This is a genomic window from Rahnella sp. PAMC25617, from assembly GCF_050606005.1.
Classification (GTDB): domain Bacteria; phylum Pseudomonadota; class Gammaproteobacteria; order Enterobacterales; family Enterobacteriaceae; genus Rahnella; species Rahnella variigena.
In genome coordinates, this window is the sequence record NZ_JBOCUM010000008.1 from 170,313 (window position 1) to 186,965 (window position 16,653).

At 51.2% G+C, this 16,653-nt stretch carries 15 protein-coding genes; 1 reads left to right on the forward strand and 14 read right to left on the reverse strand.

Annotation, left to right across the window (positions count from 1 at the left end; translation table 11 throughout):
- Position 1 precedes the first annotated feature (1 nt).
- From ACM615_RS12195 to tssB, 14 genes are all read right to left on the reverse strand, one after another.
- Entirely contained in the window at positions 2-3,205 is a 3,204-nt protein-coding gene (locus ACM615_RS12195) for a type VI secretion protein IcmF/TssM N-terminal domain-containing protein (protein WP_431011961.1), read from the reverse strand.
- A 235-nt stretch (positions 3,206-3,440) separates the two neighbouring features.
- Positions 3,441-4,067 carry a DotU family type IV/VI secretion system protein gene (locus tag ACM615_RS12200; RefSeq protein WP_129638818.1) on the reverse strand — a complete coding sequence of 209 codons (627 nt, stop codon included), beginning with the start codon at positions 4,065-4,067 and terminating at the stop codon, positions 3,441-3,443.
- Positions 4,064-5,458, reverse strand: a complete 1,395-nt coding sequence (gene tssK / locus ACM615_RS12205; RefSeq protein ID WP_129638819.1) for a type VI secretion system baseplate subunit TssK — start codon at positions 5,456-5,458, stop codon at positions 4,064-4,066. The genes ACM615_RS12200 and tssK overlap by 4 nt, the downstream gene beginning before the upstream one ends.
- Entirely contained in the window at positions 5,458-6,033 is a 576-nt protein-coding gene (locus ACM615_RS12210) for a type VI secretion lipoprotein TssJ (protein WP_129638820.1), read from the reverse strand. Before ACM615_RS12210 ends, tssK begins: the two co-directional genes overlap by 1 nt.
- The gene (gene tssA, locus ACM615_RS12215; protein WP_129638821.1) at positions 6,030-7,094 is read right to left on the reverse strand and encodes a type VI secretion system protein TssA; all 1,065 of its coding nucleotides are present in this window, start codon (positions 7,092-7,094) and stop codon (positions 6,030-6,032) included. Before tssA ends, ACM615_RS12210 begins: the two co-directional genes overlap by 4 nt.
- A gap of 11 nt (positions 7,095-7,105) precedes the next feature.
- Positions 7,106-7,405, reverse strand: a complete 300-nt coding sequence (locus ACM615_RS12220) for a PAAR domain-containing protein (RefSeq protein ID WP_112286583.1) — start codon at positions 7,403-7,405, stop codon at positions 7,106-7,108.
- A complete protein-coding gene (locus tag ACM615_RS12225) occupies positions 7,405-7,920 on the reverse strand; it encodes a DUF6931 family protein (RefSeq protein ID WP_129638822.1) in 516 nt (171 codons plus the stop codon). Before ACM615_RS12225 ends, ACM615_RS12220 begins: the two co-directional genes overlap by 1 nt.
- A gap of 13 nt (positions 7,921-7,933) precedes the next feature.
- Positions 7,934-9,847, reverse strand: coding sequence for a type VI secretion system Vgr family protein (locus ACM615_RS12230; protein ID WP_129638823.1), 1,914 nt, complete (start codon positions 9,845-9,847; stop codon positions 7,934-7,936).
- Between the two features lie 3 nt (positions 9,848-9,850).
- Positions 9,851-10,798, reverse strand: a complete 948-nt coding sequence (tssG, locus tag ACM615_RS12235; RefSeq protein ID WP_129638824.1) for a type VI secretion system baseplate subunit TssG — start codon at positions 10,796-10,798, stop codon at positions 9,851-9,853.
- Positions 10,789-12,591 carry a type VI secretion system baseplate subunit TssF gene (tssF, locus tag ACM615_RS12240; RefSeq protein ID WP_132964358.1) on the reverse strand — a complete coding sequence of 601 codons (1,803 nt, stop codon included), beginning with the start codon at positions 12,589-12,591 and terminating at the stop codon, positions 10,789-10,791. Before tssF ends, tssG begins: the two co-directional genes overlap by 10 nt.
- 12 nt (positions 12,592-12,603) lie before the next feature.
- Positions 12,604-13,020 (reverse strand): GPW/gp25 family protein, encoded by a 417-nt coding sequence (locus tag ACM615_RS12245; RefSeq protein WP_431011962.1) that lies wholly within the window; start codon positions 13,018-13,020, stop codon positions 12,604-12,606.
- Positions 13,021-13,072: 52 nt separating this feature from the next.
- Positions 13,073-13,564, reverse strand: a complete 492-nt coding sequence (locus tag ACM615_RS12250; protein ID WP_112286577.1) for an Hcp family type VI secretion system effector — start codon at positions 13,562-13,564, stop codon at positions 13,073-13,075.
- A gap of 29 nt (positions 13,565-13,593) precedes the next feature.
- Positions 13,594-15,075 (reverse strand): type VI secretion system contractile sheath large subunit, encoded by a 1,482-nt coding sequence (tssC, locus tag ACM615_RS12255; protein ID WP_112286576.1) that lies wholly within the window; start codon positions 15,073-15,075, stop codon positions 13,594-13,596.
- Positions 15,072-15,551: a type VI secretion system contractile sheath small subunit gene (gene tssB, locus ACM615_RS12260; RefSeq protein WP_129638827.1), complete on the reverse strand. Its 480-nt coding sequence runs from the start codon at positions 15,549-15,551 to the stop codon at positions 15,072-15,074. Before tssB ends, tssC begins: the two co-directional genes overlap by 4 nt.
- A 526-nt stretch (positions 15,552-16,077) precedes the next feature.
- On the opposite strand from tssB, the gene umuD reads away from it, so the two are divergent.
- A complete protein-coding gene (gene umuD / locus ACM615_RS12265; RefSeq protein ID WP_129638828.1) occupies positions 16,078-16,497 on the forward strand; it encodes a translesion error-prone DNA polymerase V autoproteolytic subunit in 420 nt (139 codons plus the stop codon).
- Positions 16,498-16,653: the final 156 nt, after the last annotated feature.

Consider the following 16,653-nt stretch of genomic DNA (forward strand, 5'->3'; position numbering starts at 1 on the left):
CTCAGTGACAATCGGTGATACTGACCGGTAACTGCGAGAACCCACTGTTCAGCGCCGCTGGTCGTTGCTTTTCCGCTTTTTTGCTACGGGCATCCTGTTGCGCATCCGCATTGTCATTCAGTGCCTGACGCAACTCCTGCCACTGCTGCCAGGTTTCCTGGATCCGGTTTTGCGCGCCAGCCTGATAGCGCACCATCACTTCTTTAATGCCCAGCGAAGCCAGCTGCGCGGCGTCATCCGGGAAGTCATCGGCTTTAAAGCTGTGCTGACCATTGGTAAAATCTTCCAGGAAATCCGGCCAGGCGGCATCGCCAAAATATTCATAAGTCAGGTCAAAGCCCGGGAAATTAATCACCAGAGATGCACGGCTACAGTGCCCAGCCCGCCAGCGGAATGGCGCCTGTTCGCTGAAGTTCATGCTGTTAAGTTTCCATTGCTGCTCATCGCAAAACAGCGTCAGCCGGGTGCCGGTGGGCATCAGACGCGCGCCGCCGGGAATGGTGGCAGGCTGACTTTTCAACGTCAGTTCCAGCGTTTTTGTCTCCAGTGCGGCCAATTGTGCTTCGAGCTGAGTTTGTTCTTCTTTCAGCGCGGCCAGTGCATCGTCGCTGCGGGTATTCTCGCGCTCCGGCATCGCCAGTACGTCATCGGGGCGCAGCACGTGATTGACCATCCGCAGGAACTCCGGTGTCAGACCCGGCGTTTGCCCGCTGAATTCACCCGCTTTCGGCCCGCTGTCATCAACCACCAGCACGCTTTTCGCCGGTCCGCGAATAAAGTCAGACAGATACTGCCAGGCCAGATCTTGCTGATCCTGATACTCAAGACGACTGGCGTTATTTTCCATCGGCCACAGCACGCGGCTCTGCCATTGCTGTTGCAGCCAGCAGCCAGAACGCTGCATGGCATGCGCCACCAGCCAGCGGGAATCGTTTTGATACAGTGCCCACACCGCGTCAGTTGCGAAATCAGGGCGTTCCGTCGAGAGGCTTTTACGCAACACGTTAAAGCGGCTTTCGTGCAGTTGCAGAGGATTACTGTCACCCTTCTCACCGGTCTGGAACAACCCGCGGGTCAGCCGGTCACTGTTTTTCGGCGTGGCAAAAACATCCGCGACTGCCGCGTGCAGACCGGCCTCCCAGGCATTCCAGTTCTTCACGTTGAGTTCAGAAATTGCAGGCGTCTGCGTTTTGCTATCGAGTTTCAACAGTGCCAATATTTTCTGTTGCATGGATTGCTGCAGTCTGCTGAAGCGAGGCATCAGCGCGCCGGGTAACGGCATAGTTTGCAACTGCTGCAGACGGCGAAGCTCGCGCAGCCAGAACTGTGCTTGCGTTACGCTGATATCTTCCAGTTGCTCATTCGCATACGCGGCAAACTTCATCGACGGACTGTGCCCCTGATCAAGAGCGATCAGCGTTGCTTGCCACTGTTCATCAGCCAGAACGGGGGCAGGTTGCTGGTTCATGGCCAGCATCATCTTCATCCATTGTGTCTGACGCAGGATCGGCCAACGTTGCTCAAACGCGGCCAGTTCCGGCATCGGGGTATTGCCGCCCGCCAGGCGAATTTCATCCAGCCAGTGCTGAATTTCAGCGGTGCCCTGCAACGTCCACAGACCGCTGAGGTAAGTTTTATCGGCTGAAGCAGGCAGGAAATCGGTCAGATTCACCGGCGTCAGATCTTCAGACGGTGCCACTAACCACTCAGTTTGCGGATCACTGTTCACCAGACGGCCCAGCAATTCACGCAGCACGGTAAGTTGTTCTTCGCCACCGGGCTGTTGCAACAAAGCTCGCTGCAGTACCACATCTTGCGACGGTGGCAAGGCAAGCGTCGCCCCGGTCAGGCTAAGTTCAGCGGGAACAGGCTCCCGCGTCATCAGTTCACTTAACGGCTGCTTTTCCCACATGGCCTGCTTAGTGATCAGAGTGCGTGCCAGCGTAAGGATCATGGTTCGTTTTTGCGGCGCATCGGCCTGTTCAAATTGTTCCTGATACTGGTCAGCAATCTGGCGGATGTTAATGTTATCGCGTGGCGTTGCCGCCATGATGCTGGCTTCAAGTTGCGCATGACGCTGGTTGAGCACCGGCACAAAAGGCAGATAACGCACGGGTGTCTTGCTCCAGCCTTCGATATTTTCCAGTTGCTGAACCTGTGCCATGACATCGGTTTTTCCGGGTAAGACATCCGTCAGATTGTGGACAAAATAGCCGCTCACCAGCACATATAAGACCGCCAGTGCGCTGAAAGTCAGCATCCCCCATTGCTGCAGAAAACGCCGGCCAAACCCGACTGGCATGACTTCACGCTGACGGCTTAATATCGGTAAAATCCGCGTCATCAGATCATGGACAAAGACGGCCTGACGCGTGGCACTGTTTTTACTGACCGGCTCCGTAGCGGTAAACCAGATCCCGCCTAACTCCGCCGGTTGAAAGTACGCATCCGGTTCGCACAAGGCCGCCAGATAGCGTTGCAGCGCGGGTTGTAACTGAGGCAACCGCTCCGGAAAGTCCATCAGCGACAGCGTCTCGCCGTCAGGTTCGCCACCGGAAAGCTGGCTGACCCGTACTTTATCCAGTCCGTCTTTCACGCAGGTAAAAAGGGGATCCAACAGCGCCGGATCTTTACCATCTACGACCGGAGAATGGCGCCAGTAATAACCCAAAGGCTGCTGACGCTGGGCTGGCGAGAGTTTGTTAGCCCAGTGACTGAACCCGGCTACGCGGTCGCAGCAGGTAATGAACAGGTACACTGGCAGACGGCGTCTGACTTTATTGACCAGCGGTTCGATTTGCGTGCGGATATGTCGCGCATGCAGATGCAACGCAGCTTCATCTTTTTCGAGCAGTTCGGTGACAGAAACGCACACCACTATTCCTGCCGGGGCAGGCAAACGACCACACCAGTTCACCAGCCGCAGCCAGCCACGTTCAAAGGCGGGCGTTTTACTCAGAAAATGGCTGGAAAGATCCAGAAAACCTGCTGACCGGAAAAACCACCAGCGCAGGGTGCGCGTCGGCACCACCAACGAACTTTCCGGTTCATTAGAAAACAGAGGCAATCCGGCGCCCGCCATCAGGGTTGTTTTGCCGCTTCGCCCGCCCGTCAGAACAAACCAGGGAATGGGCTGCTTACGTCTTCTGATGCGTTTAATCACCGCCGCACCCGTTTTCCAGTGCTCGGATAATACATATTCCAACCGGGTCAGCTTAAATTTCGCTTTCAGGGCTGCAATATATTTCGCTTGTGTAATCCCTGAAGAAAACCCCCAAATGAAGCGGACAATTAAAATTGTCAGGATCACAACAAACCACATCATAAATGCATAAATAATTTCCCGCCCGAGAACAGAGGAGACCACCAGACAGATAATAAATAACACGCACAGAAACAAAGCCCACGCGACAAAGGAAGTTAATTTTTTCAACATAATATTATCCGATAAACATCCCTAAGCCAGCGAACCTAATCAACACATAAATAACGACGGGCAATGAGAGTAATAACCACTTTCGTTGACGGAATTTTTTAGGCACAGCACTGTTTTTTTCGATGCCTCCGCCGTCCTGCTCAACCAGCAGGGCATCATTCGGCCACTGACGCCAGGCCTCTGGCAGACACTGACGTTCATCATCGATACGTTGCTGCAATAACGAAGCGTCCTGATGAGTATATTTACCGTGAAAACCCATCAGCAGGCAGAATAAATACACCATTCTCAGAGAAACATTTTCTTTATCTATTGCATCAAGCCTGACAAAAAACTCCTCACCGCCGACAGAAATATCAAAATAATATTTTTGCAGCAACTGACTGCGCCAGTCTTTCACCCAGACTGCCTGTGAACGTAATACCCGCTCATCAATCCAAAGCACGACCGCGAAATAGGCCTCTTCACATTCCTGAGGTTCGTGATGGCGTTCTGACTCATTTAAAGCCTGCTGTAATAACGTCATGCATTTTTCACGAAACCCGGCGTAATCCGCATAATCCCTTGGATTAACAAAGAACGCGGTGACATGTCGGAACAGCGGCAAATAACAATTCAGTAAAGTCATCATGACGGCACCACAAAAATAATCTGTACCTGAAGATCGTCAGGCATATCCGGCCAGTAAAAGGCAATGCTGTTGTGCTGGCCGGCTTTACGCCATAAATCGCTGTCTTGCTCAACCATGAAATAATGCGAGTCGCTGCGGTTAGGCACACCACGCGGCGGCTGAGGACAACGCGTCACCGGGATCCCCGGCAAGGCATGCTGGATCAGCGGTTCAATCATTTTTGGCGATGCCAGTTTGATGCCGCCCGGATTTTTGACCTGACGGTTTTCCATCGGCATGCTGGCTGAACGTAAAAGCAACAGCACCATTTCGGCATCTTTACTTTGTGTAGTGTCGAAATCGCCGATGAACACACCCTGCTGATCGTTCTCTAGTGTGATGTAAGTGTTGTCTTCGAGAACCAGACTGTTGAGCAGAGTAATCAATGTCTTACGCGCACTGTCAAAACAGCTCAGCAGATCATTATGGTTATAGGCCTGTAGCGGATTTTCCCCATCACGCCATTCACCAAGGAAGGAACAACTGTCGTTGAAGGAGGAGAGTTCACCGACCAGCTGGCACAATACGTTATATACCTGCCACGGATGGATCTGACGGGCCTGACAAAAGCTTTTCAGCTGAGGTAGCACGCGGTTCAGCGAACGCATAGCCAACAGTTGAGTCACCTGATCACCACGGTCTGCGTCACTGACCAGACGTTCAGAGCGCTTATATTCCTCAAGTTTTCGGGCACGGGCACTCATTTCAAAATAGAGTGTTTCGATCAGTTTACCGAGGCTGTTCGATCCGAAAAGCGTCACCGCAGGCGGCGAAAATGCCGGATCAATAATCACGCTTTCGTTTTCATAACGCAGCCGGGTGAGTGGAATACACTCACAGTCAACGGCATCGGCTTTTTCGACATCGGTCAGCAATCTTACGTTGTAACAAAGGCGCGCCACCGTCGCGTCGGGAGCATGATCATAGACATCTTTCATCACCAATTCTTCGCTGGTATTTATCCAGCGGGTGACCGCACGGTCATGCTCTTTCTCCAGCGTCGTGACATTACTGTGTAAAGGATCGAACCGGCGCAGCGCCAGCCAGAGTGTCAGTGGCTGATCACGCTGCTTCCAGATATCGCGAAAATTGCGCTTTTCTACCAGGCTATTACCCGGTTGCGACAGCAACGTGCCGCCGGGTAAAATACAACGGATCTGCTCAACGCTGATGACGTAATCGCTTAGCGCCGCCTCATTAATCGTCAGCTCAACCAGCCCGTAATTATAGGGTTGGGCAAGGCGCAGGTGTTCAGCCAGACTCCATTCATAATGCAGGTCAAGTGACTGAAAATGCTGGGGCTGAAGATAAAGCCCTGAGTGCCAGTAAATTTGTTGTTGTTCCGGATACATTAACGTTTTTCTCCGTCAGTGGCGGGAACATCTGCGCTGACGATACTTTCACTGCCCAGGGTTACAGACAGGGTAAGCGGTGTTAAATGTGCCTGCCAGACAGGTTCCCACCAGCCGGTGCTGGTGGCTTCAACCGGCACCGCTATGCTGACCATGTGTTTTTTTACCGGGAAGGGGTAATAACCCGCCACCAGCGCCACATTGCGGGTATCCCTTGCGCGATCGACATGCACGATATTGGTCTGGCCTGGCATCATGACGTAACGGTCTACCTGCAGAACGTCACCTTCACTGCCCGCACCGGCAAACAAACTTTTCAACGTGGCAGGATTACCCAGCAATTTCTCCAGAGCCGGTTTGTCTTTCGCCTGCAACAGCAACACCGTGCAACTGTTAGGCATCTCATTGACAGTGTTCAGCCCCGGTTCAGCCCGCAGTTGCAGGGTAATTGCACCGTTTGCAAAAGGCGCAGGTGCCTCATCCATGGCTTGCTCACGTCCCTGGTCATTGTCTGAAACGCAACCTGCAAGAAGCATTGCGGCCAGCATCAGCCCCGCCCTTTTTTTACCCGTCATTCTCTTCCGTGCCCTTTCAGTACATTGTTGATATCGCGCATGCTGCTGTCATCCTGCAACATTTCCTCCAGCCACTCGGTCAGAGTCATTCCTGCCCAGCGTGCGGCCCGTTCCATCAAGAAAGGCACCGGGCTGGACGGCTCGGTCTGGCGAAAGAAATGGGCAATGGTCAGCATTTGGCTGATAGCCAGATCCCGCGACATGGTCTGTTTATGGGTCGTGTTCATCAGTGAATTAACGTCGCTTTCCTGTTCATCGTCATAAGGCGTTAATACGTTAAGTGTCATCACGTCGTCATAGGCGGGTGCTGCACGATCAAACAGGCGCTTCACGAATTCCTGCATTTCCACGGTCGCACTGCGCGTCTGCCCCATTGCCACCGAATCTGCCTGTGGATTGAGCTGACCGTAGGTCGTTTCCAGCGCGTCCAGTACGGCGACCATCTCACTCAACATGTCGCTTTGCGCGGCGACTTTTTGCGGGGCCAGTGCAGCGGCCCAGCGGTTGAATGTTTCCATCGAGAAATCGTCATCACTGCCCGGCACTGCGGCGCTGTCAGGTTTCATGGTGATGCGATGCTCATACGCGAGAACTTTCCGCCAGTGATCGAGTGTGCTTTCCGCCTGACCGAATATAGGATGGCATTGCAGCAATTGCGCAAGCTGGCGATCCAAACGATTGATCATGCCGTGGCGGATAATCGCACCATCGTCATCCAGTGCCGGCCACCCGCTCTGCCAGTAGCGTTGAATAAAGGGTGTCAGAAAACCGATCCCGGCGAGCAAGCCACTGAGCCCATGCACCTGGCTCAGACCTTCCGTCAGCCAGCAGGCGACCTGAAAATCCTTACTGTCCTCCTGCAATACCTTTGTGCTCAACCGGACGACTTTGCCCCAGTCAGCCTTGCGCAATTCAGTCGCCCATTCGCCCTGTGGCAAATAATCAGGATCGCTTTCCCTCGCCTGGCGGATATCGTCAAAGATCTGCTCATATTCCATATCACGGCCGGCAGGCTGGTCGGCATCGAGAGGCGCCAGCAGGGGCTCAAAGTTCATTATCATGTCAATATGCTCTAAGAAATCAGGACGGTCGGACAACCCGCAACAATGGTTCCGCCATGCGCGGTGCTGTCACCCATACGCGCTGCAGGTTTTCCGCCGATAAGCACTTTGCTGCTGCCCATCACTACCGAATCCGGTGGCCCGACGCAGACCGCCATCGATCCCATTGTGGCGGCGGGCATCCCGCCGATCAGAACAGTTGGTGTACCCGGTGTTGTTACCGGCCCGCCAACGTGCGGAATGGGCGGCAAACCCGGCGTGACCATCGGGCACACATGCATATCGCCTACTCGGGCAGCGGGTTGAGCCATCAGTTAACGCTCCGTGAAGCCAGCCATTCAGCCAGCAGGATTTGCGCGCCGTTGTGCGGCGGGGTATCTGTTGCTATCGCCACACTGAGTAATTTCAATGCGCAGTGCAGCATCAGCCGTGACAAATGGGGTTCGGGATAAACCGCTTCGAACTCTGCGGCCGTCATACTGCCCTTCATCCAGAACAGCGATAGACCTAGGGCACCGGCCGGAGTATCAAATCCCAGCAATTCGGCCTGCTGGAAAATGCTAAAACGCAGTGCCTCATCGGGTGCGCTCAGCCACTGGCTGATGTCGCTGCTACAGTTTTTCACCGCTGTGTCCTGCGATCCGGCGCGACTTAACACCTGTTGCAATGCCCAGGCCATCAGTTTTTCTTGTGGCTCTTGCGCCGCCAGGCAGGCCAGTGCATCTTCCCATTGCCCTGCCTGCATCAGACGCATGGCATTTTCAGCGGTGCTTTGCAGCGGGTTATGCGTTGCGAGCGCCTCTGGCGAGAGTAATTTGTCTTTCATTTTATGTTTGTCCTCAGCCAATCATCGTCACGCCGCCCTTGATCTGGGTCATACCACTACCCTGAACAGTGACCATCGCACCTTTAAGTTCTGCCGTCCCCTTGCCCTCGATTTTGATCGTGGTTCCGCTGAGCGTAATACCGGAAGGAGAAATTGAGATTTTGCTGCTGCCAACTTTGAATTCGATCGTCTGGGTGGATTCAATGACGCAGGCTTTATCCGCTTTAACGGAACTCCCGCCCCCACTGATTTTTAACTGATGATCGCCACCGCTCAGGCTTTCCTGCAGGTTGCCTTTTATGTCCAGGCTGTAATCGCCCTGTTTAAGCGTCAGGGATTGGTTGCCCTTTGTTATTTCGGTGGTGCGGTTTTCACCGATGGTTTCCGTGACATTTTTAGCAATGTCGGAAATCACATCGTTTTTTACCGTCAGCAACAGATCGCGTTGCGAGGTGATGATCAGCCGTTCTGCGCCTTTTTTATCGTCAAAGCGCAATGCATGCCCTTCTTCTACACTGGCGTTAAGCGAACTGCGTGACACGAATCCGGCGTGATTTTTTTCTTCCGGCAAGCTCAGCGGTGGTTTGTTTTGACCATTAAATACCGTACCGGTCACCAGTGGATAATCCGGGTTGCCCTGCACGAAACTGACCGTGACTTCGCTGTTGACGCGAGGCAGGAACACGGCACCAAAGCGCCCGCCAGCCCAGGGTTGTGAAACCCTTACCCAGCAGGAACTGCCGTCGTCGTGTTTGTTTTCCCCGTCCCACGGGAACTGAATTTTGATGCGACCGTATTCGTCTGTATGGATTTCTTCTGATTTGGGACCGACGACGACTGCCGTGAGGATACCTGCGATTTCAGGCTGTTTCGTAAGACACGCGGGACGCCAGGCGAGGCTGTCTTTCAGCACGGTGAGTTCGCAACTGAAATCAGGGCCACTCTGGTCAATGCTGCTGGAAGCCTGCATATGTACAGACTTAATACGGTAATCGCCCGGGCATGAAGGGTGAGCGCTCAGATGGAATTTATCGCCACAGCCTAGCCACCAGATACTGGCTTCCGCGTAGAACTGCTGGTTGTCTGACTCAAGCTGTTCCATTTTCAGCCGTGCGCCCGATTGCAGCAATTCACGTTTTTCATGGCCATCAGTGTCAACATAGCTGACACCCGGCACCGCATATTCAGCCACCACGGCCTGAGAACCGCCTTCAACACTGGTCGCCTGGACCATGTTAAAACCCTTCAGCAATACGGATGATGCCGCAAGAGAAGAGCACGCCACCCAACTCAGGATCCCGACACCATCACCCCGCCCTGCCTGAGGCATAAAGGGCAGTTCTGCCGTTTTGCCGGTCTGGTGGCTGGAAGGATGATCGGCCAGCACCAAGGTGTGTTGTCCGGCGTCGTGCTGGAAGTAGTAATAAATGCCTTCCTGCTCAAGTAAACGGCTGATGAAATCAAAATCGGATTCACGATACTGGATGCAATATTCACGCGGCGTATATGTTCCGCGCAAGCGTAAATCAATGTGATTGATATTCTGCTGACGAAGCAGCTTGCACACTAAATCCGGCACGGTAATATTTTGAAAAACCGCCAGATTACGCCCCAGACGCAGCAGCGCCATACGCGGCTCCAGCGTGCCAGTGAAAGTGCTGAGGCCATCGGCATTGTTGTCTTCTTTGATGTTCGTCAGCACGCCGTGAACGTAGCGTTTTTGATTGCCACGACCAATCTCGCAGGCAATTTCATGCCCCAGAAAACGGCCCATCTGCCCGGTAATTAACGATGTACGAAACTGAATCTGATAGCGGAAGGTGTCAGAAAACTGCTCATCACCTTCGATATGCATCAACGTTAGTTGATCCGCAGCGTTCCCAACAAAGCGGATAAACCGGTTGTCTTGCCCCAGTAAGTTTGACATGTTCTATTTTCCTTCCCGGCAGACGGGTAAACGAATTTTATGCAGCTCAGCCGCCGGAGAAGCACCAAGGCAAATATCCAGCCCGAGTTGCCCGTTCCCCAATGGCGTAACGACGTTTGATTTATTCTCAATAAGCAGGTCGATGTCGAAATCCAGTCCCTCACCGACATATTCGCGAATATGCGACCATAATTTTTGGTAATGCTTTCCCTTTGGTAAAAACTGAGCTGCGTTATGCATCGGCACGGGTCCCAGAGTTACCGTAAAATGTGCCTGCCGGTCCCAGTAGACACCGCCCAACATCGGAGCGACCGCCAGCGGTTGAGCCGGATTCCCCAGACAGCAACAAAGCTCAGGTTCCATCGTTTGCCATCCGCCGGTGAAAGGCGTGACTTTCACGCCGACCGAGAAACGGTGCTTAAGCCAGGTTTCAAAGTTGAGCATGGAGCGGACTGAATGCGCAAAAAGGTCGGCAAATTGCTCCTGCTGTAATGAAGGCGAGCTGTTTGTTACGCCGGATAACGCACGCAGCGCGGTACTCAGCGGCCGTGTTACGCAAAATTCTGCCATCGCGTAGTAGTGATATTTCTGCCAGGCGAGATAGCGCAGGCTATGTAACCGGTGATTGAAAATATCGAGGAAAGCCTTGGCGGTCACATCCCCGTGCCGGTAGTAACGCTCAATCATCCATTCGGTATACACCGTCGGTAATGCGCCCAGTGTTCCCGTCAGCCCGTGTCCTGACACTTCAACCTGCCAGCGCTGCTCTTCGAGCGGTGTCACTGCGGTAATTTCACCTCTCGGCGCGTCCAGCGAGAGCGGCGAAACGAAATAAAGCTGTTCTTCGAGCACCTGCTTGCTGTCAGTCCCCTGCCCGCGTGTCAGCCTGCGCAACATGGTGCGCACCTGCTGGAAAAAGTTATGTGGGCTGAGAATTTTATTCAGATCCATAACAGTCGTCCCGCGCGAACGGGCCAGGTACATGCTGTTTCATCGCGGCCATCGATACAGGTCACTACGCGGGTAAAGCTGTTGACTGGGGAATACAGCGCCAGGAAGCAGTCGATAAACCGGCAAAGCAAAAAATACTCAACCTCTTCGGCAGCCTCACCGGCAAAGGTCATACGAATTTCAATGCCGCGCGCCATTGAACGGGGATCCTGTGGGTTCAGGCGGGCGACAACGGGGCTAGCACTGACGCTTTTAATCAGATTAATCAGACGGCTAATGCCCGGATTATCCGTAAAGTTGTACAACGCCAGCGACTCTTTGAGCACGCGTGCGCCTTCCGGCCCACTGATCAGCATATGATTGAGCGAAAGCTGAGAAATAAGACGCCAGCGAGTAGCCTGTTTCACCGGTGGTCTGACCGGCAGCGTCGGGCGTGTCAGCGCGATAATTTTCATGCCCGCAATCGGCAGTTCTGATTCAAAATCGCCGTCAGGATCGCCATTACGCATAGCGGCGGGCACATCCCGGTTGGTGCAGGACAGATTCAGACTGACAATATCGCAGCCGGGCACCAGCGGTTTTTCTCCGCGGTCAGAAAAGGCGATAAACAACGTGGACGCCACGCCCTCATTGAGCAGGGTTTCACGACGCATGCATTGCCAGAAAAGCCCGGACTCACCGTCGCTGGCCGAATGATCCAGCCCGAACAGCGGATAGATGGGACGGGAGCGTGTTTCATTGCCCTGCTTACGCATCGCACTGACGCTGTCCACAGACCAGACTTCCATCGCATCCTGATAACGGATGTCCGGGATCACCGGATATTCAGCGGTTTCATGGTCAGGTGAAATCGGCTCAGCACGGTGTGCGAACAGGTTAATGGCCGGGGTGCAATTGAGCAGGAACAGATTCTCATCCACCGTACCGGCTATCTTTTCTAGCTGGCGCGCCATCGCGCAGCGGTTAAATTTCACCACCAGTGACAATGCTGTCTGTCCACCAGCGACCATTGCCGCGGGCAGTGGCATATCAATAAAATGAAACTTTTGCGGAAAGAAAAAATAGTCCTGCAACAAACTGTGCGTCGGCGAAACCCGTGAGTCCCCTGACAACAATCCTTCATCTTCGCCAAAACCCACGGCATGTATCGCCTGCGGCGACAAGGTATGACAGTGGTCTTGCGCAAAAACAGACAGGCTCTCCACTTCACTGCACAGCAAGGTATATAAGATGTTTACGATGGTGCTGGCACCACGCAGATGGATCCTCAGCGTCTCCGCCGTCAGCGTAGCGCCAGGCCAGACTGACAGCTGCATTTTCAGACTCCAGCTCATGTCATCATCATCGAGATGCAGACTGGCTTTGTGCAGACTGACCGGCTGGAGTGTCACCGGATAGGTGGTGCGGAAACGACAAATCTGCCCGTTGACCGGACGGGAATATAACGCGGTACCGGCGTCGATACGGTTACTGGCCGTCAGCGCACTCACCTTACTATCCGGCAACATTTGCACGATGCACACCGAAGGAAAAGGACGCAGAAACTGCGGAGCCAGAACGGTCAGTAATGCATCGGTGACTTCCGGCATATCCTCATCGAGCCGCTGCTGAATTTGGGCGGTAACCAGGGCAAAAGATTCGATCATTCGCTCAATATGCGGATCTTCTGAGGTACCTTCTGACATGCCCAAACGTCTGGCGACCTTGGGAAAATGGCGTGCGAAGGCCTTTCCCTGCGTTTTCAGGTAAGCGAGTTCATTCTGATAATAAGAAATTAATTTTTTCGCTAACATAATTCATACCTGTCATTCACGCAGAGAGAATTGACTAATTACATCGTCCCATATAAGCCGGTAGCGAACTTCACCAGTAAAAGTCTCAGCATCAATGATGAATGAACATAAACTTCCTTGCTCATTTCCTGGCGTAACGCTGATATCTTTCAACCTCGGCTCAAAGCGTTGCAATGCAATTTCAATACGTGACTGCATAATGGCATTACGCTCAAGACGAGGTGTATCACTGGCAAATACATCACTTACACCATAATTAAGAATGGATTCATTAATTAATGGCGTTTTATCAATTCGATAACTTCTGGGGCGTGAAGACAAAAGCAGCAATATCTCTTCAATTAACATGCTGCTTTTGTCTTCGGCCACATCAGGACAATTTTGGTCTTTCGGATTATCATCAGACAGTTGCTGTAATAAACTTTTCATTAAGACACCGTGAAACAGTGCATGCCGAAACATGCACTGATGATTTGAAAAATTACAGCTTGGTATTCTCAACCAAATTCCAGCCCACAGGACCTTGTTTGCTGGTTTTACCGTCTGGCTCAACCATATTGGTTTCGAATGTCATCTGACCAAAGACGAAGCTCAGATTTTCACTCGGCACTTCACCTTCAGAGTAAGCAGCAAAGTTGTAGCTAGTCAGCACACAGTTTTTGTAGGTCAGTTTCAAAGCCTGAACCATTTTCTCGCCCTGGAACAATGCTTTAACAATGGAAACTTGTTTAAGATTGGTGCCCTGAGCAACCATATTAGCCAGTTGCGTTGAAGTGGTGTCCATTACTTTTGAGAATGAAATCGCATCAAAATTCACGCCATCGCTGTTTACCTGACCGCTGGCATTATCGATTTTTGCAGAGCAATACACACCGAAGTTCATATTCTCAACAGCAATCCAACCCTCAAAACCTTTATTACTTACGGTGCCTTTAACGCCTTCAATTTGCATAAAAAGGGATTCAGTAGCCATGGTATTTCCTTATAGTGTTGATTAAATATTTATGCACCGGTTGATGCAGGGAGTTCCGCTACCAGACGCAGCGACATGCTGAGACCTTCAAGCTGGAAATGCGGTTTCAAATACGCAACGGCGCGATAACTGCCTGGTGAACCTGGGACATCAACAACTTCCACAACTGCCTCACGCAATGGATGACTGGCTTTAATTGTTGGCCCTACATTGTCGGAACCCACCACATATTGGTTGATCCAATTCTGCAGAAAATGCTGGCATTCAGATTTGGACATAAAACTGCCCACTTTATCGCGCACGATGGATTTTAAATAATGAGCAAAGCGCGACGTTGTCATAATATATTGCAACTGACTGGACAATTTAGCATTCGCATTAGCCAGTTCAGAATCATATTTGCGCGGTTTATTTGTTGATTGCACAGCGAAGAACGCCGCATAATCCGTGCCTTTGCAATAAACCAACGGAATAAAGCCCAGATCGGCTAATTCTTTTTCGCGACGATCGGAAATCGCCACTTCAGTCGGGCATTGCATGACTTTTTCGCCAGTTTGCGAAATATAATTATAGGTCGGCAAGGATTTGACCAGACCACCGCCTTCGACACCGCGGATCGCAGCGCACCAGCCATGTTCTTCAAAAGCTTCGACCATACGGCCCGCTAATTCATACGCGGCGTTCACCCATAGGTAACTTGCACCGTCATTGTTTTCTGCAATTTTTTCTTCGAAATTGAAGGCTTCTACAGACACGGTTTTAGCGCCATAAGGCAGGCGCCCGATAACACGCGGCAGTGTTAAGCCAACATAACGGGAGTCGTCGCTCTGGCGGAATGATTTCCAGCGGGCATAATCAGAGGTATCAAATAACTTGCCCAGATCACGCGGACGCGGCATCTCAGAATACGAGCCCATACCGAACATGCCTGGATTAGCGGCACTCAGGAAAGGTGCATGTGCTGCGGCAGCGACATGAGAAATCTGTTCCAGTAATTGCAGGTCTTCCGGCATGGAATCAAATTCAAAATCACCGACAAAAGCAGAATAAGGGTCGCCACCAAAGGTGCCGTATTCGCTTTCATAAATGCTTTTAAATAAGGAAGACTGATCAAAATCGGATGCCGATTTAAAATCACGCAGCAACTCTTTCTTCGTGCAGTTAAAAACACGCACTTTGGTATTTTCTGTCACGCTGCTTTGCACAAGTTTGTGCAGACCACGCCAGGAGGATTCCATACGCTGAAATTCCGGCGCCTGGATAATTTTGCTGACCTGAGAAGATAACAATTCATCAATGGCAGCAATGCGGGCTTCAATGCTTCCCACCAGATCATTAGACACAATGACCGCACCGGATGCCACTTCAGACAGGAAGTTATCCAGCTGCGTTTTCACTTTATGGCGGTCAGATTCCCGGCGAATAGCCTGGGTATTATCGATGATCTGATCAAGATAATCGCTTGATTGCTCAGCCGGTGCTGAGGTATTCATGACCTGAATATCACTCATTCAGCGTCTCCTTTTGCAGGGTCGGCGTCTTTATTCAGGCTCTCAAGCAATTCAACCAACTGTTCTTTCAGGCGATCATTGCTGGCTGTCCGGTTACGTAAATCGCTCAATTGTTCACGTAATTCAAGCAGTTTGCGCAGAGGCTCAACTTGCATGGCCACATTCTCAGGCGAGAAGTCATCCATACAGTTAAATTCCAGCGAAACGGCCATCTGACCTTCTTTTTCCGGTAATGTGCTTTCGATCAACATATCAATTGCCGGGCTCATGCCTTCCATCACATTGTTAAAGTTGTCTTTATCAATATGTGTGAAACGACGATCGCGCAGAGACATTTCATCTTTGGCAAAATCACCAATAACGCCCATGACTAAAGGCAATTCTTTTTTGGATTCAGCTCCGCCAACTTCCACGTCATAGGTTATTTGAACGCGAGGAGGGCGAGCTTTGCTAAGTTTATGTTGTGTATTGCTCACAGATAAATCACCATAATAGAGGGGAGGTAATTAAAATACAGCGGCAAGGATAGACAATTGCTTTTTCTTTTTAAATAACTTTCTACTTACTAATATATTAACTTTATTTAATTATAAATTACTCAGTTAAATCATGATATTATAAATACATTACATTTATTTACTTATAAAAGGTACACATTTATAGAAACTTCTCTACTTCTATTAAATAATTAAAAATTTCATGTGACACCATAATACGTAGAAATTTTAATTTTCTAAAAATAATATCTTTTAACACTTTATTTTGTGTGCAGTTTGCACAGGGCAATTGTTTACTGTCTAAAAATAGTTCGAATAAATTACAAACCTCATAATTTTATTGTCTCCCGGTCTGAACGCCGTTGTACGTCGTGAAACAGGATATAGGCGGAACACTAAATTTTCTGTCCGCACAGGCAGATAGGATTTTCTTCATCTGACAGGCTTGATCCGTGCCCCTTCAGTGTGAATACTGTATATAAAACCAGTGTCACGAGAAATGAGTATGATTTTGTACACACCCGCAGAACATCTGCAAAAAATCACCCTGCCGTTATTCCTGGATCGCGTGCCTTGCGGCTTTCCGTCTCCGGCGCAGGATTACGTGGAGTCGCGTATCGATCTGAACAAACTGCTGATTGCCCATGCCAGCGCGACCTATTTTATCCGTGTTTCCGGCCATTCGATGAGCGATGCCAACGTCAACGAAGGCGATTTGCTGGTGGTGGACAGCGCCCTGACAGCGGTTGATGGCGATATCGTAGTGGCGGCGGTGGACGGTGAATTCACGGTAAAAAAATTGCGGACTCATCCGGTACTGCAACTGGTACCGATGAATCCGAATTATCAGCCGATCACTTTTCAGGATGAAGAGTCGCTGGAGATATTTGGCGTAGTGACGTTTATTGTTTACGCCGCACGATGAGGAAGCGCGAGCCTTCGCAGGTGAGATTCCGTGAATAAAACCGGCTCGCGATAAATCGTTATGATGATTGATGTTTTTCATTCCTGCCGATGCCATTTTCAGCAATTTGCGGGCATTTCAACCAAATATAGCCTGTGCTAACATTCTTAACCAATA